This window comes from Amycolatopsis sp. NPDC004169 (genome assembly GCF_040610315.1).
GTDB lineage: Bacteria > Actinomycetota > Actinomycetes > Mycobacteriales > Pseudonocardiaceae > Amycolatopsis.
Genome location: NZ_JBEXMD010000009.1, coordinates 129,117 through 147,535, shown reverse-complemented (window position 1 = coordinate 147,535; position 18,419 = coordinate 129,117). Strand labels below are relative to the sequence as shown.

Below are 18,419 nucleotides of genomic sequence, written 5' to 3'. Positions count from 1 at the left end.
TCTTTGGTGAGCCAAGACGAGCAATCTCTCGACCAGTTGCATGTAGCGTCCGCATCGCCCTCGGGACGAGGGCCGGGTTTTCGCCCAGGAGTTCCAAGCCCCGGTGGGCTCGTTTGTCGTATACGGCCATACGATGGGCAGCGGCGACCAGCACGGTGGACGCCATGGCGTCTCCTGTCGTGAATCCCGGGAGCGAGGTTGACAGTCGACGTCCCTCGCGCGCCACGGCCGGCGTCGACGCGTTCGGGTCGCAGACTGCGTCCACTACCTGTGCTGTGGTGGCGTATACCTCGAGGTCCGGCATGCTCATAAGTTGGCGCCCCCATCGAGCGTCGGCGCGAAGTCGGTTCCAAACAGTAGCGCGCCGATGTCCGCTCGCCGGCTTGATAATGATTTGCCGCCGCCTCGAGACCGTGTCTACCTTCCGGTGATGCGACTGCTGGCGGTGACCTTCGAGACCGACGACCCGGCCGCAGCGGCCCGCTTCTGGGCCGGCCTGCTCGGCCGGGAGCCGATCGAAGACTTCGGCGGTCTGCTGCTTCCCGGGGACGACACCCAGCTCGGCCTGCGGTTCGTCCCGGGCCGCCCCGGCCGGCTCGGCTCGAACCGGATGCACCTGCACCTGACCAGCTCCGACCTCGACGACCAGCGGCAGACCGTGGCCACGGCGATCAAGCTCGGCGCCCACCATCTCGACGTCGGCCAACGCCCTGAAGAGACGCACGTCGTCCTCGCCGACCCGGCGGGCTACGAGTTCTGCGTGATCGAGCCCGGCAACGACTACCTCGCCGGGTGCGGCCCGCTCGGCGAACTCACCTGCGCCGGCTCCCGGCAGGTCGGCACGTTCTGGAGCGAAGCCCTGGGCTGGCCCCTGGTGTGGGACCGTGGCGAGCAAACCGCGATCCAGTCACCGCACGGCGGCACGAAAATCGCTTGGGACACCTGGGACGGCACACCGGTGACGCCGAACCAGCAGCGCTTCGAACTGCTTCCGGACGACGGCGACCAGCAGGCCGCGGTCGACGAGCTCACCTCCCTCGGCGCCACTCGGCTCGACACCCGCGACGACGGCATCGTCATCCTGGCGGATCCGGACGGCAACGGGTTCTGCGTGCGGCCCGCGGGGGCAGCGGCGGCGAGCAATTCGTGTTCGTGCTGGTAGGTGGCTGGCCCGGAGCGGGCAAGAGCACGCTGGCGGCCGCACTCGGGCCGCGGCTGGGATTGCCCGTACTGGCCAAGGACGAGATCAAGGAAGCACTCGCCGAAGGCCTCGGGCGTCCCCGGACGGTGGACGAGTCGCGGCGGCTGGGGCGGGCGGCCGTCCTGGCCGCTCTCCGGGTGGCGCGTCGCTGCCCCGGTGCGGTCATCGACAGCACCTGGCTCGGCTACACCCGGCCGCTGGTGGCGCAGTTGCCGGGGCCTGTCGTGGAAGTGCGGTGTGTGGTGCCGCTCGAGGTCGCCCGGTCGCGCTACTACGCGCGGGCCGCGCACCGGCACGCGGAACCGGATCTGCCCGCGGTCATCGGTGAAATCCTTCGCGCGGCCGGGAAGCCGGGACCGGACTGTCCACTGTAGAGTTGGCCGCCCGCTTGACGGTCTTGATCACCGGCGCGGTTTCGACGTGGGTGATCGACGGCAGCGCGGCGACCCGGGTGGTCAGGTACCGGTACAGCTCCCGCTGGTTCGCGCACACCACGCTGGCGTACAGGTTCGTCGGCCCGGTGGTCGCGGCCGCGAACGCGATTTCCTGGTGCCCGGCCAGTGCCGCACCGGCCTCTTCCAGGTGCGCGGGGGCGACCGACAGCCAGAGCAGCGTTCGCGAGCCGACGCCGAACATGCTGCCGTCGACGTCGATGTCCAGGTACAGCACGCCGCGTTCGCGCAGCTCGGTCATCCGGCGCCGGACCGTCGTCGGCGACCAGCCGGTCACCGCGGCCAGCCGCTCGAGCTCGGTCCGGCCGTCGGCGGCCAGCGCGGCGAGGAGACGGCGATCGCCGTCGTCGAGCCGCACCGGCCCCGGCCGGTGGGGCACCGGGGGCGGGCGCAGCCGCTCGATCGCCGCCTCGTCCAGCGAACCGAGCTTGGCGACCAGGCTGTCCGGGCCGCCGTAGAACGCGTGCAGCACGGAGTGCGCGGTCACGCCCTCCACGCGCGGAGTGCGCGGCAGCTTCGCCAGCAGCAGCGCCTCGCTGTCGGCTTCGCTCTCCGTGCGGACCGTGCAGGTGATCTCCGTGCCGCCGGAGGAAATGCTCACCCAGGACGTGTCCGGGCGGCGGGCCAGCGCCTCGGCGACCGGGAGCGACGCGGCGGGCGCGCAGCGCACCCGCAGGAACCACAGCACCGCGCCCAGTGCCGTCGGGTCGACCCCGCCGAGCACCCGCACCGCTCCCGTCGACCGCAACCGGGCGTACCGGCGGGCGACGGTGCGATCCGCGACGCCGAGAACTTCGGCGATCGCGCTGAAAGGGGCCCGGCCGTTGACCTGCAGGGCGTGCACGAGCCGGCGGTCCAGCTCGTCGTAGTCGGATTCCACCGCCTTGAGGGTAGTTCCCGTCGGATATCGGCTCAATACGCGGCACTTCTGGCCTGATTACGGCGGCCGGCGGAGCGTTGCGCTCGTCCTGATCGACGACCACCAGGAGAGAACCCATGGACACCGATGTGCTCATCGTCGGCGCGGGCCCGACCGGCCTGATGCTGGCCAACGAACTGCGGGTGGCGGGCGTGCCGGCCGTGCTGGTCGACAAGCTGGCGCAGCGCAGCACGTTGTCGAAGGCGGGCGGCGTGCAGTCCCGCACGCAGGAGGCACTCGACCAGCGCGGGTTGCTGGAACCGTTGCTGGCCACCGGGGAATACCCGGCAGGCACCGCACACTTCGCCGGCATCACGCTCCCGCTGACCCGGGGCAGGCACCGCCACCCGTGGCGGTCGGTTCCCCAGGTGGTGATCGAGGGCTTCCTCGAGCAGCACCTTGCGGCACAGGGGATTTCCGTGCGGCGCAACCACGAATTGACCGGCCTCGCCCAGGACGAGGACGGCGTCACCGCGACGTTCGCCAGCGGCGAAGTCATCCGCTGCCGTTACCTCGTCGCGGCCGACGGGGGCCGGAGCACGGTGCGGTCGCTGCTCGGGGCCGCGTTCCCCGGCAGGCCGGGCACGACCACCACGGTCGCCGCCGACGTGCGGTTGAGCGGCGACACCCCGGCGATGACGCACGCCCGCAGCGAGGACGGGCACTGGGTGTCGGTGTTCCCGCTCGGCACCGACCCGCAGGGCAGGCCGCTGCGGCGGCTCGCACTGGGCGGGCCGGGCCGGTCGCTGCCCCGCGAGGTCCCGGTCACCGAAGACGAGATCCGCGACGGGTTGCGGACCGTCTTCGGCTCCCGGGTGCAGCTGCTCGAACTGCGCTACGCCCGCCGCATCACCAACGCGGCCCGGCAGGCCGAGCGGTACCGGCACGGACGGGTGTTCCTGGCCGGCGACGCCGCCCACGTCCACCTCCCGATCGGCGCGCAGGGCATGAACACCGGGCTCCAGGACGCGCTCAACCTCGGGTGGAAACTCGCCGCCGCGGTGCGGGGCTGGGCCCCGGAGCACCTGCTCGACACCTACCACGCCGAACGCCACCCGGTCGCGGCCGCCGTGCTGCGCAACGTCCAGGCGCAGAGCCTGCTGATGGACCAGCAGGGCACCCGCGACCCGGACGTGGTGGCCGTCAAGGACCTGTTCGCCGCGCTGGCGCACCTGCGGGACGTGCAGTACCACCTCGACGACATGCTGTCCGGCATGGGCATCCGCTACCCGATGCCGGGCGCCGGGGACCAGCCGCTCGTCGGGCTCCCCGCGCCGGACGTGGACCTCGGCCCGGTCCGGTCGCACGAGCTCCTGCGCCCCGGCCGCGGCGTCCTCCTCGACCCGCTCGACAGGTTCGCCAAGGTCGCCGCCCTCTGGCCGGACCGGGTCGACCGCGCGGGGCAGGGCAGCGGCGCCGAACCGATGCTCATCCGCCCGGACGGCTACGTGTGCTGGGCCGGGAATCCGGACGATCTCGAGCCGGCACTCGCCCACTGGTTCGGCGAGCCGCACAATTCAGCTGCCGCGTCGGGGTGAACGGGCACTCGCAAACGTTGCGCGTCACGGCCGGCCGATCTTGTCCAGCTCGGTCAGGTCGTCGGCGGACAGGGTGGTTGCCGCGCCCGCGATGTTCTCGGTGAGGTGCGCGACCGACGAGGTGCCCGGGATGAGCAGGATGTTCGGTGCCCGGTGCAGCAGCCAGGCCAGGGCGACCGACATCGGCGTCGTGCCCGACCGCGCAGCGACGGCCGACAGCGTCGAGGACTGCAGCGGGCTGAACCCGCCGAGCGGGAAGAACGGCACGTAGGCGATGCCGTCGCTCGCGAGGGCGTCGATCAGCTCGTCGTCGTGCCGGTGGGCGAGGTTGTAGGCGTTCTGCACGCACACGATCGGCGCGATCGCCCGCGCTTCGGCGACCTGCTCCGCCGTGGCGTTGGAGACGCCGAGGTGCCGGATCAGCCCGTCGCGCTGGAGCTCGACCAGGGTCTCGAACGCCTCGGCGAGCGAGCCGGGCTGCGGTCCCTGCGCGTTGCCGAGGCGGAGGTTGACCAGGTCGAGCCGCTCGACGCCGAGGGTCTCGAGGTTTTCGTGCACGGCCCGGCGCAGCTCGGCGGGCTGCCGCGCCGGGGGCCAGCCACCCTGGTCGTCACGGCGCGCGCCGACCTTGGTCACGATGTGCAGCTCGTCGGGGTAGGGGTGCAGCGCCTCGCGGATCAGCTCGTTGGTGACGCGCGGGCCGTAGGCGCCGGAGGTGTCGATGTGGGTGATGCCGAGGTCGGCGGCCTTGCGCAGGACGGCGAGCGCGCCTTCGCGGTCGGCGGGCGGGCCCATGACCCCGGGGCCGGCCAGCTGCATGGCGCCGTAGCCGAACCGGGTCACGGTCAGCTCGCCCAGGGACCAGGTGCCGCCGGGCAGGGAAAGTTCGAGTTGATCAGTGCTCATGCCGTCGATCCTCACCCGCTGCCGGGCCGGGCGGCCAACACCGATCCGGTGCACGGTGATACTCGCGAGGTATCACAGCTACGCTGTGGCATGGACACCCTGGAGACCCGCGAGCTGCGGTACTTCATCGCCGTCGCCGACGAACTGCACTTCGGCCGGGCCGCCGAGCGCCTCGGCATCGCCCAGCCCCCGCTGTCCCGGGCGATCCAGCAGCTCGAGCGGCGTCTCGGCGTCACGCTGCTGGAGCGCAACCGCCGCGGTGTCTCACTGACCGGCGCCGGGGAGATCCTGCGGCAGGAGGGCCGGGTGGCGCTCGACGCGACGGCCGCCGCGGTCCGCCGCACCCGCCGCGCCGGCGCCCGCGACCGGCTGGTGCTGGCGGTGAAGGCCGGCGCGTTCCACGAACTGCTGAACAAGCTCCTCGACGCCTACGCGGCCGAGCCCGGCGCCGCCGAGATCGAGGTCCTGCCGAGCGGAACGTGCGAGCAGGAGGAGATGCTGCGCGACGGCCGCGCCGACGTGGCGCTCATGCACACGCCGTTCAACTCCCTGACCGGGTTCGACAGCGTCGCGCTGATGACGGAGCCGCAGGTGGCGATCCTGCCGGCCAGGCACCGCTTGGCCAAGCGGAAAACGTTGTCGCTGACCGAGATCGCGGACGTCCCCGACCTTCCGCTCGCCCGCTGGGCCGGCAACGGCACCTACCGGCCCGGCCCGGGACCGGAGATCCACGACCAGACGCAGCTGGCCCAGCTGATCGCCCTCGGCCGCACGGTGGCGGTTTTCCCGGAGTCCGCCCGCACGTGGCTGTGGGAGGAGCACGCGGCGGTCCCGTTGAGCGACGCCCCTCCGGTGACGACCCACATCGTCTGGCCGGCGCACAGCCGGTCCCGCGTCCTCGCCGAGCTGGTCCGGACGGCCTCACGACTGTGAGGCCCCGGATCGCGAACGCCACCACCCGGTAACGAAGTACAGCCGGTTCCGGGCCGTCCGGGCAGCCGGCGTGGTCGGCATGGAGGACATCGAGGCCCTCGTGGAAATCGAGGCCCAGCTCCGCAAGCTGGGTTCGCCGGGAAGATCACCGAGTCGAAGCAGTTGACCCCGCGTGAACTGAGTTCCGACCTCGTCTTGCTCGCGGCCCTGGCACGGCACCGCGGCCGCGGCGGAGAAACTCGGGCACCGGAAGCTCCTCGCAGGCTCAGCCTCCAAGCTCCTCTTTGGACGTGACCGTGGCGAGTTCCGCGCAGTTTTCGGCCAATGCATGAGTGGCGGCCGGCCAGGCCGTCTCATCGACGCCCAGCGCGGAGCTCAGATACGCCCACGTCATCCGCTGGGTGATCGCGAGCCGCTCCGGGTCTTCGTCGTCGGTTTCCTTGAGGTCGTAGCCCATGATTCCGCCGAGGAAGTGTTTACCGCCGATGAGCGTCAGGAGTGCGTCAGCGCCGACCGCGTGCGTGTACGGATCGGTGTGCCAGGCCGGGCCGCGGAAGGTCAGGTAAGGGCTGTCGTCCTGGTCTCCGCAAACCACGAGCGTTTTCGTTGCGAGAGAGGAGAAGTCGAGGTCGAGTTCGGGATAGCGCCCGAGCACGGCGGGAAGCAGCCCGTCGCCGTTGCCGACCGGCGCCAGCAGCACGCCGGCCTTGATCCGCGGGTCGAGCGTGCTCGGCTCTCCCGGCAGGCTTGCTCCCAGCAGCAGACCGGCCGTCTGCGCTCCGGCGGAATGCCCCATCACCGCGACCCGGTCGCCGTCGAGCCGCCCGGGGATGCGGGCCTGCGCCTCGATCTCCTCGAGGCGGTCGAGGATGAGGCGCATGTCGTCGATGCGCGAGCGCCAGAACATCGAGTGCCCCGGCGCCGACGGGTCCAGGCCGAGGCCGCCGATCTTCGAGCTCAGATGGGTGGGCTGGATGACCGCGAACCCGTGCGACGCGTAGAAGTCGGCCAGGGGGCTGTAGCCGTCCTTCGAAGGCAGGTACCGGGACGCACCGCCTCCGTGCGAGAGCAGGATGACGGGCACCCGGTCGTCGCCGGCCGGGATGGACAGGCGCAACTCGAGCGGCAGCGGACGGTTCGCTGCCGCCAGTGTCACGGGGTTGTACGAGACGGCCTGGGTCCCGGGACCGACGGGGATGCGCAGCGCGAGGTCGATGTACTTGTTCATGGAGTGCGCACTCTTCTCCGGCTACAGTAAGTGGAGTCTGATTCCACTTACCATACGGAATCGGATTCCACTTAGCAAGACGGGAGCATGCCCCATGGCTGCACGGCCGCCGCGCGCCGACGCCCAGCGCAACATCGATGCACTGCTGTCCGCCGCCCGCACCGTGTTCGCCCGCGACGGCGTCGACGCCCACGTCAAAGCCATCGCGGCGGAAGCGGGCGTCGGGGTTGCCACGCTGTACCGCCACTTCCCCAAGCGCTCGGACCTGGTGCTGGCGGTGCTGAGCCACGAGGTCGACGAGTGCATCGCGATCGCGCCGGCGCTCTCGGAGTCCTTCCCGCCGCGGATGGCGCTGGCGAAATGGGTGGACCGGTACACGGAGTTCGTCGCCACCAAACGCGGGCTCGCGGCCGCACTCCACTCGGGCGACCCCACCTTCGAGGGCCTGGGCACCCGCCTGCTCCAACGACTGGAACCGGCCTTCGCCGGGCTTTTGGACGCCGCCCGGGCGTCCGGGGAGATCCGCCCGGACATTTCGGCCGACGACCTGCTGCGCGCCGTGGCCCACCTCTGCGTCCCGGGACCGGATGAGGGAGTGGCGTTCAGCCGGCGGATGGTGAACCTGCTGCTCGATGGCCTCGAGCAGCGGCACGATCAAGAACGATGACTTCGCGCATCCGGCCGACGAGGGCTGGGAAAGATCCTTATTTGACGACATGGAAGGCGGGATGGGCGCACCAGGCCGCCATCGCCGGTGCGTCGAGATAGACGTACTCCTCGACGCGGATGCAGCGACCACCCCTCTCCAGGTCTTCGAACAGGCCCGCGGAAGGACGAGTGCGGAATTCGACGAACACCCAGCCCTCGGTCTGCGCCGCGACCCGCTGTGCCAGCCGGGCCAGCAAGGGGCGCCCGGCAGGGTCGCCGACGAAGAGGTGCAACCCGAGGTCGCAGCGCATCGTCCTGCCGGCAGCCCGCTCGACGACTGCGACTTCGGCGGGATCAGTCTCGCGGTCGGGCCGATCGAGGGAATAGCCGCAGGGAAGCCCGTCAGCGGAGTGCCAGTACCGCGGGTCGGCTGCGTTGCGGTCCAGACCCTCGGCTGCCATCTGCGCCATCACGACCAGCTCCGCGTGTTCGGCGGGGTATGGGAGCAGGCCCTCACCGCCGGTATCCGCACCGTCGAAGTCCGCGGCTCCGACTACATCGGCAAGGACGCCAACGGCATCTACCCCTTTTGATCGCACCGGCGTTGGAGAAGGGCCGCGCCGCGTGGATCAGCGGACACCTGGACATGCCGCACACGTTCACCTTCAACGGCGACGTGGCCAACGCCCTGGTGACGCTCGCCGAGGACGAACGCGCGTGGGGCCGGGCCTGGCACGTGCCCTCCCCGCCGGCGGTGACCATCCGCGAGCTCGCGCGACGCTACGCCCTCGCCGCGGGCCGGGCGCCGATCAAGCTGATCCAGCTGCCGCGCTTCGTGATGCGCACGGCCGGGCTGGTCGTGCCCATCGCGCGCGAGCTGGCCGAAATGGACTACCAGTGGTACGCGCCATTCCGCATGGACGCGACCGAGACGGCGGACACCTTCGGCTTGACCGCCACCGACCTCGACACCGCCATCCACGACCAGGTCGGCGGCGAACACGCAGACGGGGCACGGCTGGGCCGCAGCTGACGTCCGCTCGTGCCTCGGCACGCGGGCTCGACCCCATCCATCAGAGCGGCGGCGCGTAGGCGTTGGAGCTTCAGCGAAACGCGGCGACATTGCGCGCGACCCAGTCGGCGAACGGGCGCGGGGCGCGGCCGAGGACCTGGTGGACGTCCGGGCTGACACGCAGTTCGGCCGGGCTCGGGGAGCCGAGGATGTCCAGGGTGTCGTCGGCGAGCTCGCCCGGCATGGTCCGGGTCATGCCGGCCTTGGCCTCCTCGCGGGTGAGCTCGTGGAACCGCACCGGCGAGCCCAGCGCGGCGGCGATGACCTCCGTCTGCTGCCGCGGCGTGATCACCTCGGGGCCGGTCAGCTCGTACACCTGCCCGGTGTGCCGGTCGTCCAGCAGGCAGGCCGCGGCGACGTCGGCGATGTCCACCGGGTCGATGATCGGCACCCCCGTGTCGCCGAAGGGCGCGGCGACCACCTGCCGGGTGCGGACGGACTCGGCCCACCACAGGGCGTTGGAGGCGAAGCCACCCGGCCGCAGGATGGTCCAGTCCAGGCCGGACTCCCGCAGCAGGTCCTCCAGCGCCCGCATCGCGATCCGCGTCGTGCCGAACGGCCTGGTGGCCACGCCCAGCGAGGACAGCAGGACGACCCGGCGCACCCCGCCGGCCGCGGCCTTGCCGATGACGTCGGCCGGGCCGGCTCCGGCGGCGTGCAGGTCGCCGGACAGCAACAGGAACAACGCCTTCGCCCCGGCCAGCGCGGGTTCGAGGCCGGCGGGCCCGGCCAGGTCGGCCGTCACGTGCCGGACGCCGTCCGGCACCGCCGCGGCGTGCCGCGACACCGCCGTCACCTGCTGCCCCGCCTCGGCCAGCGCCTGCGTCAACGGCCGGCCCACATTTCCGGTCGCCCCGGTCACCACGATCATGAACAGCTCCCTTGTCGATGTTCTCGTGGCGTCGACGCTACGAAACCGGGCTAACTCTCGGTAAGGGCATACCTTTGGGTAAGCTCATGACATGACGGGAGGCGCACAGCTCACACGGTCTGGCGGCGAGGCGCGGTATGAGGTGTTTCACACCGACTGCGCGGCGCGCGAAGTGGTCGACCACGTGACCAGCCGCTGGGGCGTCTGGGTCTTGATCTCCTTGCAGCGCAACGACCTCCGGTTCTACGAGCTGCGGGAGAGCATCCAGGGCATCAGCGAGAAGATGCTCGCCCAGTCCCTGCGCGCCCTGGTCCAGGACGGCCTCGTCTGGCGGCGGGTCGAGCCGACGACGCCACCCCAGGTCACCTACGGGCTGACCGAATTCGGCCGGGAGGTCGGCGAGCCGCTGGCGGAGCTGTTCGGCCGGATCACCCGACGGCTGTCACCAGGCAGTGCGGGCTAGCGCGCGGTCCTGACGCCGAGCGGTAACCCGTGCCCGGATAGGCTGCCCCGCCATGTGGCCTGGGGTGTCGGTGTCCGGAACCGGTGGCGTTGTCGCGGCAGCCGACATCGCCGCGTTCTCACAAAAGCACGGGATGCCGCTGCCGGGCGCCTTGGCCGAGCTCTACCGGGAAGCCGGAGTCGGCACATTCGGTGGTTTCCTGCACTTCGAAGCGCCGGACGAAATGTGCACGCACCGGGAACTCATCGAGGACCTGATCGACGAGGACGACGAGGAGGAGCTGGCACCGACCGCCGACGTCATCGTCTTCGCCCGCACCGACAACAGGGACATGTGTGGCTGGCACGCCGCCGACCTCGCCGCCGGCGAGGACCGTGTCGTCCGGCTCGACGGCTTCGACGAGGAACCGCTCGCCGGCTCGACCCGTCGATTCCTCGACGGCCTGCCCGGCACCGACTACTTCGGCTTCGGTGTCCTCGCCCCGACCTACCGGCGCCACGACTGGCGCGCATAGGCGAACACGACGCCACGAGGTTTCTCCCGCTAACGCCCCTCGCGTGGCGCGGCAGCGGCCGGCAGATCAGCGGCGACCGCGGAAAGATCCGCAGCACTCTCGGCCAACAGCGTGGCGAAGCCGTCCTCGCCGAGTACCCAGCGTCTGGTCGCCGTCCCCAGGATGGCCATGCCCAAAGCCGTTGCCAGCCTTGACGTCTGCTCGTCGTGGCCCCTGCCGCGTAGCGCCGCCGCTGTTGCCTCGGACAGCATTGCTTCCTTGATCAAGCTGCGCTCCCGCAACGGCGGGTTGGCCGCGATGACCGCCCGCAGCTCGATCAGCAGTTCGCGCGGTCGCAGCACCTCGGGGACCGCCGTGAACGCGGCCATCAGCGTTGCCAGCGCACCCGTTCCCGCCGGCACCTCGGCGATGCCCGCCTCCAGACACGCCTGCAGCTCGTCGCCGGCGAAGAGAACCTCTCTCTTGTCGGTGAACCAGCGGTAGAACGATCGCTCGGTCAAGCCCGCGTGCTTGGCGATCTGGGCCACCGTCGTGCGGTCGTAGCCCTGATCACGGAACAACTCCAGCGCCGCGCGCTCGAGCCGCTCACGGGTGTTGCCCTCCCAGCGTGCCATGGGCCCAGCATAGTGACAGCAGATGCTGTCGTCACCGTGGTACCGTCGAGTGACGACAGCATCTGCTGTCACTCACCCCCTTGTCAGGAGATCGCCATGCGCACCCTGCGTTTCCACCACACCGGTGAGCCCCTCGACGTCCTGCGGCTCGAGGAAACCGAACCGCCTCGGCCGGGACCGGGGCAGATCCGGGTCGCCGTGGAGGTCTGCACGGTCAACCCCGCCGATCTGGCCCTGTGCCGGGGCCTCTACCCCGGCGATCTGCCCCGCGGCGTCGGGCTCGAAGTCGCCGGCACCGTCGATGCCGTCGGCGACGACGTGACCGGCGTCCGGCTCGGGGACGCGGTGTTCGGGCCCGCTCCGTTCACCGGACCCACCGCGGGCGCGTCCGATCACGCGCTGCTCGACGTCTGGTTCCCGCGGCCACCCGCCCTCGAACCGGCGGCCGCCGCCGCGTTGCCCATGGCCGTCGACACCGCGCAACTCGGCCTCGACCTGCTCGACCTCACCGCCGGCACGACCCTGCTGGTCAGCGGCGGCGGTGCCACCACGGGCTTCGCCGCCGTGCAGCTCGCCCGCCGGAACGGGGCGCGGGTGCTCGCCACCGCCGGCCTTGCCCACGCCGACGCCCTGCGCGCCACCGGAGCCGAGGTCACGCCCTACGGCCAGGGCATGGCCGAGCGGATCCGCGAACTGGCGGGCGGCCCCGTCGACGTCGTCCTCGACGTGTCGCCGCCCGACGAGGCCACCATCCCGGAACTCCTGCGCACGGTCACCGATCCGCGGCACGTCCTGACCATCAGCAATCTGGCCCAGGCCCGGGCATCCGGCGCTCGCGACGCGTTCACCGAGGGGCCTCTCGGGCACCGCTACGACGTCGTCGCGGAGTGCGCGCGGCTCGCCGCCGAGGGGCGCTTCGGGATTCCCGTCGCCCGCGTCATCCCCCTCGACGACTGGCGCGAAGCCATCGAACTAGCGCAGTCACCACGCCCGGGCGGCAAGGTCGTCCTCCGGATCGCCGAGCCCCGGTGAGGCGGCTCAGGCGCCCTCACGGGCGAAGTACGGTTCCGCCGCTGCCAACCGCGGCACCGGAACGCCCAGCCGCCGCGCTTCGGCCAGGGTGTCCCGGCAGACCTCACGCGGCTCCTCCGCGTCCGGGTCGGAATGCGCCGCGAAGCTCTCCCGCGCGAGCGCGACACGGGCGGTCAGCCAGGCGAGCACGGGAGCCGTCAGGCAGGTGGGCGCCCGGAACAGCAGCAGACCACCCCGGTGACGGCGCAGGTCGACGCCGCGCGCCTCGAGGAGCGGCAGCAGCTCGCGGCCGGTCAGCAGCGCCTCGCGGATGCTGCCCGTCGACCCGGTCAGCCGGGACAGGGAACCCTGGCGCACTCCTTGGGAAAGCAGGCCGGCGTCCGACGCGAAATGGACCCACAGCCAGCCACGGAAGTCGGGGCGCTCCCTGATCCGCAGCCCCGCTTGGCGGAACGCCTCGCGTACGGCCCGCTCGCGGTCGGTCGGGGGCCTGCCGAAGGTGCCGAAGATGACCGATCGCAGCAGCTGGCCGTGGAGCACGCCGTCCGCGCCGAAACCACCGCCCGCACCGGGAAAGCCCCAGGCGACCTGCTCGGCGGGAAGGGCGCCGATCGCGGCCGCCGGCTCGGTCCAGATGTTGCCGAAGACCAGGACCGTCGCCCGGCCGATCCGCGGGGCCAGGAAGGCCGCCGCCTCCGGGAGGCGGTGGTGCGGCACGCTGAGCACGATGAGGTCGAAGTCGTGGTCCGGCGCCAGCTCCTCGCGGTAGCGCACCGGCCACTTCTCGACGACGCGCTGCCCCCGCACCCGGCGCCGCGTGTCGAGCAGCTCCAGGTCCACCGCGTCCCCGTACGTCGCCGCGCGGCCCGGGCGGACGTAGAACTCGACGTCGTGGCCGGCTCGTTGCAAGGCCCAGCCGTAGATGGTGGCGACCACGCCTCGGCCGAACATCAGGATCTTCACACTGCACCTCGTGCGGTAGGATTGATTTGGAGATCATCTCCACTTAGAAAATATGGAGGTCATCTCCATTTGTCAACGCGAGGGAGCGCATGACCGCCGACAAGCCGCTGCGGGCCGACGCCCGGCGCAAGCGCGAGGCCCTGCTCGCCAAGGCGCGGGAGGTCTTCGACGCCGGCGACTTCTTCGACCTGCGCTTCGACGACTTCGCCCGGTTGGCCGGCGTGGGCACCGGCACGCTGTACCGCCACTTCCCCACCCGGGAGGCGCTGGCCGAGGCGGTCTACCGCGGGGAGGTCGCCACGCTGTGCGAGCGCGCCCGCGAACTGCAGGCCACGCTGCCCGCGGCGGAGGCGCTGGCGAAGTTCCTGCGGGACACGGTCGACCACATCGGCGCCCACGTGGGCCTGGCCCGGACACTGGCCACGCTCATGGCGGCCGGCTCGGACGCCCTCGCCGACGGCAGCCGGGAACTGGAGCAGGCGGTCACCGACCTGGTCACCGCGGCCGTGCGGGACGGCACCGTCCGCGACGACGTGAGCCCCGGCGCGATCATGATGGCCCTGCACGGCATCGGCGCGGCCCACGACCGCCCGGAGTGGCGGACCGAAGCCGACGGTGTCATCACCCTCGTGCTGGCCGGGCTGCGCCCAGGCTAGCGCGCACGATCCGACCAGCACTGGCCGATATCGGGGTGCACCGGGTTCGGATCTGTGGCACGTTGCCTCCGTGCAGAACGACCACCCGGCGACTTCGAACGCGCCGAAACCGGATGTTCGCATCGTGCAGCTGACCGGCCCCACGCTCGACGCACTCGCCCGCGGCGACCTGGCCGGAGCGAACGCGACCAGTCCGGTACCCCTGACGGCCTACCTCGCCGGCCCGGACCGGCGCCGGTTGTGGGAGAGGCGCAGCAGGCAGGTCGCCGCGGATCCCGGCAGCGCCGCCTGGGTCACCGGCGTGATCTGGGACCGGCAACGGGAATCGGCCGTCGGAACGGCCGGTTACCACGGACCGCCCGACACCGCGGGAATGGTGGAGATCGGCTACGCCGTCGACCCGGCACACCGGCGGCGCGGTTACGCGCGGGCGGCGCTGGAGTCGTTGCTGGCGCGCGCCGCCCGCGAGCCGCGGGTGCACACCGTCCGGGTCACGATCAGCCCCGGCAACACCGCCTCCTACCGGCTGGCCTCGCAGTACGGCTTCGTCGAGGTCGGCGAAGACCGGGACGACGAGGACGGGCTCGGGATCATCTACGAAATCCCGGCAACCCGGTCATAGCCACGCTTTGCGGGGCGACGCCGGGCGTCGCCCCGCAAAGCTGTTTCCTGCTAACGGATCTCGAACGGTGCCGACACGTCCACCGCGTACGGGGTCGTGGTGTTCTTGTTCAGCTGCAGCACATAACTGCCCGGCACCACCACGGGCGGCCCCGACGCGTCGATGTCCGACCCGCTCGCCGCCAGCGTGCTCGCCGGGAACGTCACCTTCACGACCTGGGACCGGCCCGGCTCGAGCGTCACCCTGGCGAAGCCGACCAGCCGCTGCGGCGGGACGGCCACCGGGCTCACCGGCTGGGCCACGTACACCGGCACGATGTCCGTGCCCGCGCGGGTTCCGGTGTTGGTGACCGTGAACGTCGCGGTGGCCGTGCCGTTCCGTGCGACCTTCGGCGTCACCGCCAGGTTCGTGTGGGTGAACGTCGTGTACGACAGGCCATAGCCGAACGGGTACTGCGGGTTGTACGCGTTGCCCGGACCGGACGCCGTGCTGGGCAGCTGGTCGAAGAACTTCGGCTGGTCGCCGAGCGGGGACGGGGCCGTGCCGGCGAAATCGGCGCCGACCGCCGGTGCGTCGGACGGCCAGCTGATCGGCAGCTTGCCCGCCGGGTTCGCCTTGCCGAACAGGACGTCCGCCACCGCGGTGCCGGTTTCCGTGCTGCCCTGGTAGGCCATCAGCACGGCGTTCGCCTTCTCCGCCGGGCCCAGCCCGACCGGACGGCCCGCCACGACCACGACGATCACCGGCTTGCCGGTCGCCTCCAGCGCGGAGATGAGCGCCTGCTGGTCGGGGGCCAGCGCCGGTGCCGGGTTGTCGCCCAGCCCTTCCGCGTACGCCTTCTCCCCCACCACCGCGACGTACGCACTGGTGTCCGCCGCGGCCGCGACGGCACTGGCCTGGTCCGGCGCGTAGACCGCGGCCGGGTTCGCGGCCCGGATCCCGTTCAGCACCGTGGTGCCCGGCGGGATCTGGTTCTCCGGGCCCATGCAGCACACGTGCCCGGCACCGGCCACGCCCTGCCAGCTCACGCTCCAGCCGCCGAGCTGGTTGGTCATCGAGTCCGCGCTCGGACCGGTGACCACGACCTTCGCGCCGGACGGCAACGGCAGCGCGTTGTTTTCGTTGCGCAGCAGGGTGATCGACTCGCGCGCGGCCTTCGCCGTCTGGTCGCGGCCCGCGGTGACGGCGGCGTTGGCCGCGTTCGCGTCGACGCACGGTTTCGCCGGGTCGGCCACGCACGGCTGGTCGAACAGGCCGAGCTGGAACTTCAGCGTGAGGATGCGGCGCACGGCCTGGTCGATCCGCGCCCGCGAGATCTGGCCGGTGTCGACGGCCTGCAGGATCGCGGCCTGCCACCCCGCCGCGTCGGAGACCTGCATGCTCATGTCGACACCCGCGTTCACGGCCGCGGCGATGGCGCCCGGCAGGTCCGCCGCGATGTGGTAGGCGGTCTGCAACGCCGTGACGTCCTGGTAGTCGCTGATCACGACGCCCTGGAAGTGCAGCTGGCCGCGCAGGATGTCCGTGAGCAGGTGGTGCGACGAGGTGGCGGGAACACCGTTGATCGAACCGGAGTTGACCATCACCGTCCCGGCGCCGGCGTCGATCCCGGCCGCGTACGGCGGCAGGATGGTCGTCTGGAGGTAGTTCATCGGCAGCAGCGCCTCGGCCCGGTCGTGGCCGTTGATCGACTGCGAGTACCCGGCGAAGTGCTTGACCGTCGCGCTGACGTTCAGCTCGCCGCGCCTGCCCGGCGTCTGCATGCCCTTGATGTTCGCGGCGCCCATGGCGGCCGACAGGACCGGCTGCTCGGCCCACGTCTCGTAGGTGCGGCCCCAGCGGTTGTCGCGCGCGATGTCCTGGACCGGCGCGAAGTTCCAGTTCCAGCCGGTGGCGCGCAGGGCGTCCGCGGTCGCCTTGCCGCCGGCCTGGGCGAGCGCGGGGTCCCAGGTGGCGCCCATGCCGATGGAGTGCGGGAACAGCGGCGCCTGCCACGGGTGGCCGAAGCCGTGCACCGCGTCGATGCCGAACACGACCGGCAGGTGCAGGCGTGAGTTCTTGATCGCGAACTGCTGGATGGTGTTGTACTCGGTGGCCCAGTCGTAGCCGGTGTTGCCGACGCCGCCCTTGCCCGTGGTGTCGACCGGGTTCTCGGTCCCGCCCGCGAGGACCGAGCCGACGTTGGCGTCGATCAGGATCTTCTTCATGCACTCGGGGTTGGGCAGGTTGAAGCCGTTGTTGCCGCAGGTGGTGCCGTTCGGGTCGGTCAGCGTGCTGACCAGCTGCTGGTCCATCTGCCCGACCTTCTCGGGCAGCGTCATCGCGTGCAGCAGCGCCTCTACCCGCGCCGGCACCGGGCGATGGGTGTCGAGCCAGGGTGTGACGGCGGGTTCGGCACTGCTACTGGCGGTGAACGCGGGAACCGCGAGCAGGGCCGCCGCCGCGAACACCGTGACGGTGGCGCGGGTACTGCGTCTGTGGTTGCGGAACACCTGAACTCCTTCAGCCGTGGTCGGCGCAGACCGGCCGGATGGGGTGCGAGGGCACCGTAGGCAGCTTCTGACGGGCTGTAAAGCGCCGAACGGCGGCCGGGCCTTCGCTTCTTCACGACTTGGAGTAAGTGGTGGCCTTGGTCAGGAGGGTGTCGAGCCCTGCGGTCAGGGCCGGTTCCGGCGCCGTTCCCGCTGGGCCTGCAGAACCGTGAAGTTGTAGAGGCGTGTTTCGTCGATCCGCACCACCCGGCTTCGGTGGCGACGGCGTCGGGGAAGAAGGGACCACGGTCGATGTGCGACAAGGTGAAGCCCTGACGCCAACGGCGGTCACAAGGGTGAAAGTTCTCCTCCCGCCGGAAACCGTGCTCGCCGGTCCACCAGCGGACCAGGCCGGGACTCTCCGGCGGGGTGATCGCCGCGTAGCCGAACCGGCCGTCGGGCGGGAGGTGGTCGCGGTATCGCTCGGCCTGGATCGCCTCGAAACGGCGGGCGGCCTCCTCGTCGATCCGCACCGTCTCGCGCTCGCTCGCGCCCCTCGCGCCGTTCGGTGCGATCGGCCTCTCGGCGTGCACCCACTCGAGCTCTCGGTTGAAGTTCTCTTCGAGGAATATCCCCGGCAGGAACTCCCGAATCCGGATCACCGTGGACGGGTCGAGGACGTCCGGGTGGAACTCGTTGACGACAGCCCGGTACTCGTAGTCCGACGGCGGCACGGAACTGACCGGTACGAGGCCGAAAGTGTGATCCGGTTCACTCATCCGCTCCCCCGGGTCGACCGGCTAGTTGACGTAGGCATCCCAGGCCGGCAGGGCGTCCGCAGCCGCCCCGCAGGCCTTCAGCGTGACGTGGTTGATCCGTCCGCCGGGCTGTTCCCCGGTGAGGCAGGTACCGGTGACGTTGTTCCGCAGCTGGTAGTAGCCCGACGTCGCCGCCACCATCCGCCACAGCGCCGCCGGGTCGGAGGCGAGGCAGTCGCGCATCACCGCTTCGCCCGAGCGGGCGACGAGGCAGAGCCGCGTGCTCTGCTGCCGCAGCGCGGTGGGCGCCGTTCCCAGCGTCGCGATCCACGCCTGGTACGTCCCCCGGTTGCACGCCGTGGTGTACGGCCCGTAGTCGGACCGGTAGTCCAGGCACTCGCCGTTTCCCCGGTTTTCCCAGCTCACGTAGACCGCGGCGTGGGCCGGGACGGTGCCCAGCCCGACCATCAGCGCGACCGCCGAGCCCACTGCCGCCGACTTCCTCCAGAACGCGCGCATCCGCCGGTCCCTCCTTCGCCGATCGAACACTTCGGACAT

The 18,419-nt window shown here is 71.4% G+C and carries 20 protein-coding genes; 12 read left to right on the top strand and 8 right to left on the bottom strand.

Annotated features, from left to right (window positions below):
• Positions 1-430 precede the first annotated feature (430 nt).
• Positions 431-1,162, top strand: coding sequence for a VOC family protein (locus tag ABZX11_RS14930; protein ID WP_354913309.1), 732 nt, complete (start codon positions 431-433; stop codon positions 1,160-1,162).
• Entirely contained in the window at positions 1,147-1,575 is a 429-nt protein-coding gene (locus ABZX11_RS14925) for an AAA family ATPase (RefSeq protein WP_354913307.1), read from the top strand. Before ABZX11_RS14930 ends, ABZX11_RS14925 begins: the two co-directional genes overlap by 16 nt.
• Here ABZX11_RS14925 and ABZX11_RS14920 read toward each other — a convergent pair.
• Positions 1,520-2,533: an Lrp/AsnC family transcriptional regulator gene (locus ABZX11_RS14920; RefSeq protein WP_354913305.1), complete on the bottom strand. Its 1,014-nt coding sequence runs from the start codon at positions 2,531-2,533 to the stop codon at positions 1,520-1,522. The two genes, ABZX11_RS14925 and ABZX11_RS14920, sit on opposite strands and share 56 nt — an antisense overlap.
• Positions 2,534-2,649: 116 nt before the next feature.
• On the opposite strand from ABZX11_RS14920, the gene ABZX11_RS14915 reads away from it, so the two are divergent.
• Positions 2,650-4,110, top strand: coding sequence for an FAD-dependent monooxygenase (locus ABZX11_RS14915; RefSeq protein ID WP_354913303.1), 1,461 nt, complete (start codon positions 2,650-2,652; stop codon positions 4,108-4,110).
• A 24-nt stretch (positions 4,111-4,134) separates the two neighbouring features.
• On the opposite strand, the gene ABZX11_RS14910 is transcribed toward ABZX11_RS14915, so the two are convergent.
• Positions 4,135-5,016: an aldo/keto reductase family oxidoreductase gene (locus tag ABZX11_RS14910; RefSeq protein ID WP_354913301.1), complete on the bottom strand. Its 882-nt coding sequence runs from the start codon at positions 5,014-5,016 to the stop codon at positions 4,135-4,137.
• A gap of 90 nt (positions 5,017-5,106) precedes the next feature.
• On the opposite strand from ABZX11_RS14910, the gene ABZX11_RS14905 reads away from it, so the two are divergent.
• On the top strand, positions 5,107-5,949 hold the full coding sequence (locus ABZX11_RS14905; RefSeq protein WP_354913299.1) for a LysR family transcriptional regulator: 843 nt from the start codon (positions 5,107-5,109) through the stop codon (positions 5,947-5,949).
• Positions 5,950-6,214: 265 nt separating this feature from the next.
• Here ABZX11_RS14905 and ABZX11_RS14900 read toward each other — a convergent pair whose 3' ends face one another.
• On the bottom strand, positions 6,215-7,177 hold the full coding sequence (locus ABZX11_RS14900) for a chlorophyllase (RefSeq protein WP_354913297.1): 963 nt from the start codon (positions 7,175-7,177) through the stop codon (positions 6,215-6,217).
• A 94-nt stretch (positions 7,178-7,271) separates the two neighbouring features.
• Between ABZX11_RS14900 and ABZX11_RS14895 the strand changes: the two genes are divergently transcribed.
• The 3 genes from ABZX11_RS14895 to ABZX11_RS14885 are packed head-to-tail and all read left to right on the top strand — an operon-like array spanning position 7,272 to position 8,858.
• Positions 7,272-7,844, top strand: coding sequence for a helix-turn-helix domain-containing protein (locus tag ABZX11_RS14895; protein ID WP_354913295.1), 573 nt, complete (start codon positions 7,272-7,274; stop codon positions 7,842-7,844).
• Positions 7,810-8,418 (top strand): hypothetical protein, encoded by a 609-nt coding sequence (locus ABZX11_RS14890; RefSeq protein WP_354913293.1) that lies wholly within the window; start codon positions 7,810-7,812, stop codon positions 8,416-8,418. The genes ABZX11_RS14895 and ABZX11_RS14890 overlap by 35 nt, the downstream gene beginning before the upstream one ends.
• Before the next feature lie 53 nt (positions 8,419-8,471).
• Entirely contained in the window at positions 8,472-8,858 is a 387-nt protein-coding gene (locus tag ABZX11_RS14885; protein ID WP_354913291.1) for a hypothetical protein, read from the top strand.
• 70 nt (positions 8,859-8,928) lie between these two features.
• On the opposite strand, the gene ABZX11_RS14880 is transcribed toward ABZX11_RS14885, so the two are convergent.
• Complete coding sequence (locus ABZX11_RS14880; RefSeq protein ID WP_354913289.1) at positions 8,929-9,768, bottom strand: NAD(P)H-binding protein; 840 nt, start codon at positions 9,766-9,768, stop codon at positions 8,929-8,931.
• A 142-nt stretch (positions 9,769-9,910) separates the two neighbouring features.
• On the opposite strand from ABZX11_RS14880, the gene ABZX11_RS14875 reads away from it, so the two are divergent.
• A complete protein-coding gene (locus tag ABZX11_RS14875; protein ID WP_354913287.1) occupies positions 9,911-10,231 on the top strand; it encodes a helix-turn-helix domain-containing protein in 321 nt (106 codons plus the stop codon).
• A gap of 52 nt (positions 10,232-10,283) precedes the next feature.
• On the top strand, positions 10,284-10,745 hold the full coding sequence (locus ABZX11_RS14870; protein WP_354913285.1) for an SMI1/KNR4 family protein: 462 nt from the start codon (positions 10,284-10,286) through the stop codon (positions 10,743-10,745).
• Between the two features lie 29 nt (positions 10,746-10,774).
• Here ABZX11_RS14870 and ABZX11_RS14865 read toward each other — a convergent pair whose 3' ends face one another.
• Positions 10,775-11,359, bottom strand: a complete 585-nt coding sequence (locus ABZX11_RS14865) for a TetR/AcrR family transcriptional regulator (RefSeq protein ID WP_176171469.1) — start codon at positions 11,357-11,359, stop codon at positions 10,775-10,777.
• A 96-nt stretch (positions 11,360-11,455) separates the two neighbouring features.
• Between ABZX11_RS14865 and ABZX11_RS14860 the strand changes: the two genes are divergently transcribed.
• The gene (locus ABZX11_RS14860; RefSeq protein ID WP_354913283.1) at positions 11,456-12,391 is read left to right on the top strand and encodes an NADP-dependent oxidoreductase; all 936 of its coding nucleotides are present in this window, start codon (positions 11,456-11,458) and stop codon (positions 12,389-12,391) included.
• A gap of 6 nt (positions 12,392-12,397) precedes the next feature.
• Here ABZX11_RS14860 and ABZX11_RS14855 read toward each other — a convergent pair whose 3' ends face one another.
• Positions 12,398-13,354 carry a 2-dehydropantoate 2-reductase N-terminal domain-containing protein gene (locus tag ABZX11_RS14855; RefSeq protein WP_354913281.1) on the bottom strand — a complete coding sequence of 319 codons (957 nt, stop codon included), beginning with the start codon at positions 13,352-13,354 and terminating at the stop codon, positions 12,398-12,400.
• A gap of 89 nt (positions 13,355-13,443) precedes the next feature.
• Here ABZX11_RS14855 and ABZX11_RS14850 point away from each other — a divergent pair, with 89 nt between their 5' ends.
• Positions 13,444-14,010, top strand: a complete 567-nt coding sequence (locus ABZX11_RS14850) for a TetR/AcrR family transcriptional regulator (RefSeq protein ID WP_354913279.1) — start codon at positions 13,444-13,446, stop codon at positions 14,008-14,010.
• A gap of 70 nt (positions 14,011-14,080) precedes the next feature.
• Complete coding sequence (locus tag ABZX11_RS14845; RefSeq protein ID WP_354913277.1) at positions 14,081-14,632, top strand: GNAT family protein; 552 nt, start codon at positions 14,081-14,083, stop codon at positions 14,630-14,632.
• A 50-nt stretch (positions 14,633-14,682) separates the two neighbouring features.
• Here ABZX11_RS14845 and ABZX11_RS14840 read toward each other — a convergent pair whose 3' ends face one another.
• Positions 14,683-17,124: a glycoside hydrolase family 3 N-terminal domain-containing protein gene (locus tag ABZX11_RS14840; RefSeq protein WP_354913275.1), complete on the bottom strand. Its 2,442-nt coding sequence runs from the start codon at positions 17,122-17,124 to the stop codon at positions 14,683-14,685.
• Positions 17,125-17,903: 779 nt separating this feature from the next.
• Complete coding sequence (locus ABZX11_RS14835; protein ID WP_354913273.1) at positions 17,904-18,380, bottom strand: ricin-type beta-trefoil lectin domain protein; 477 nt, start codon at positions 18,378-18,380, stop codon at positions 17,904-17,906.
• Positions 18,381-18,419 lie beyond the last annotated feature (39 nt).

Coding starts and splice junctions, on each gene's coding strand:
- ABZX11_RS14930 (WP_354913309.1), top strand. CDS start 431: ATGCGACTGCTGGCGGTGACCTTCGAGACCGACGACCCGGCCGCAGCG.
- ABZX11_RS14915 (WP_354913303.1), top strand. CDS start 2,650: ATGGACACCGATGTGCTCATCGTCGGCGCGGGCCCGACCGGCCTGATG.
- ABZX11_RS14910 (WP_354913301.1), bottom strand. CDS start 5,016: ATGAGCACTGATCAACTCGAACTTTCCCTGCCCGGCGGCACCTGGTCC.
- ABZX11_RS14905 (WP_354913299.1), top strand. CDS start 5,107: ATGGACACCCTGGAGACCCGCGAGCTGCGGTACTTCATCGCCGTCGCC.
- ABZX11_RS14900 (WP_354913297.1), bottom strand. CDS start 7,177: ATGAACAAGTACATCGACCTCGCGCTGCGCATCCCCGTCGGTCCCGGG.
- ABZX11_RS14895 (WP_354913295.1), top strand. CDS start 7,272: ATGGCTGCACGGCCGCCGCGCGCCGACGCCCAGCGCAACATCGATGCA.
- ABZX11_RS14890 (WP_354913293.1), top strand. CDS start 7,810: ATGGCCTCGAGCAGCGGCACGATCAAGAACGATGACTTCGCGCATCCG.
- ABZX11_RS14885 (WP_354913291.1), top strand. CDS start 8,472: ATGCCGCACACGTTCACCTTCAACGGCGACGTGGCCAACGCCCTGGTG.
- ABZX11_RS14880 (WP_354913289.1), bottom strand. CDS start 9,768: ATGATCGTGGTGACCGGGGCGACCGGAAATGTGGGCCGGCCGTTGACG.
- ABZX11_RS14870 (WP_354913285.1), top strand. CDS start 10,284: ATGTGGCCTGGGGTGTCGGTGTCCGGAACCGGTGGCGTTGTCGCGGCA.
- ABZX11_RS14865 (WP_176171469.1), bottom strand. CDS start 11,359: ATGGCACGCTGGGAGGGCAACACCCGTGAGCGGCTCGAGCGCGCGGCG.
- ABZX11_RS14860 (WP_354913283.1), top strand. CDS start 11,456: ATGCGCACCCTGCGTTTCCACCACACCGGTGAGCCCCTCGACGTCCTG.
- ABZX11_RS14850 (WP_354913279.1), top strand. CDS start 13,444: ATGACCGCCGACAAGCCGCTGCGGGCCGACGCCCGGCGCAAGCGCGAG.
- ABZX11_RS14835 (WP_354913273.1), bottom strand. CDS start 18,380: ATGCGCGCGTTCTGGAGGAAGTCGGCGGCAGTGGGCTCGGCGGTCGCG.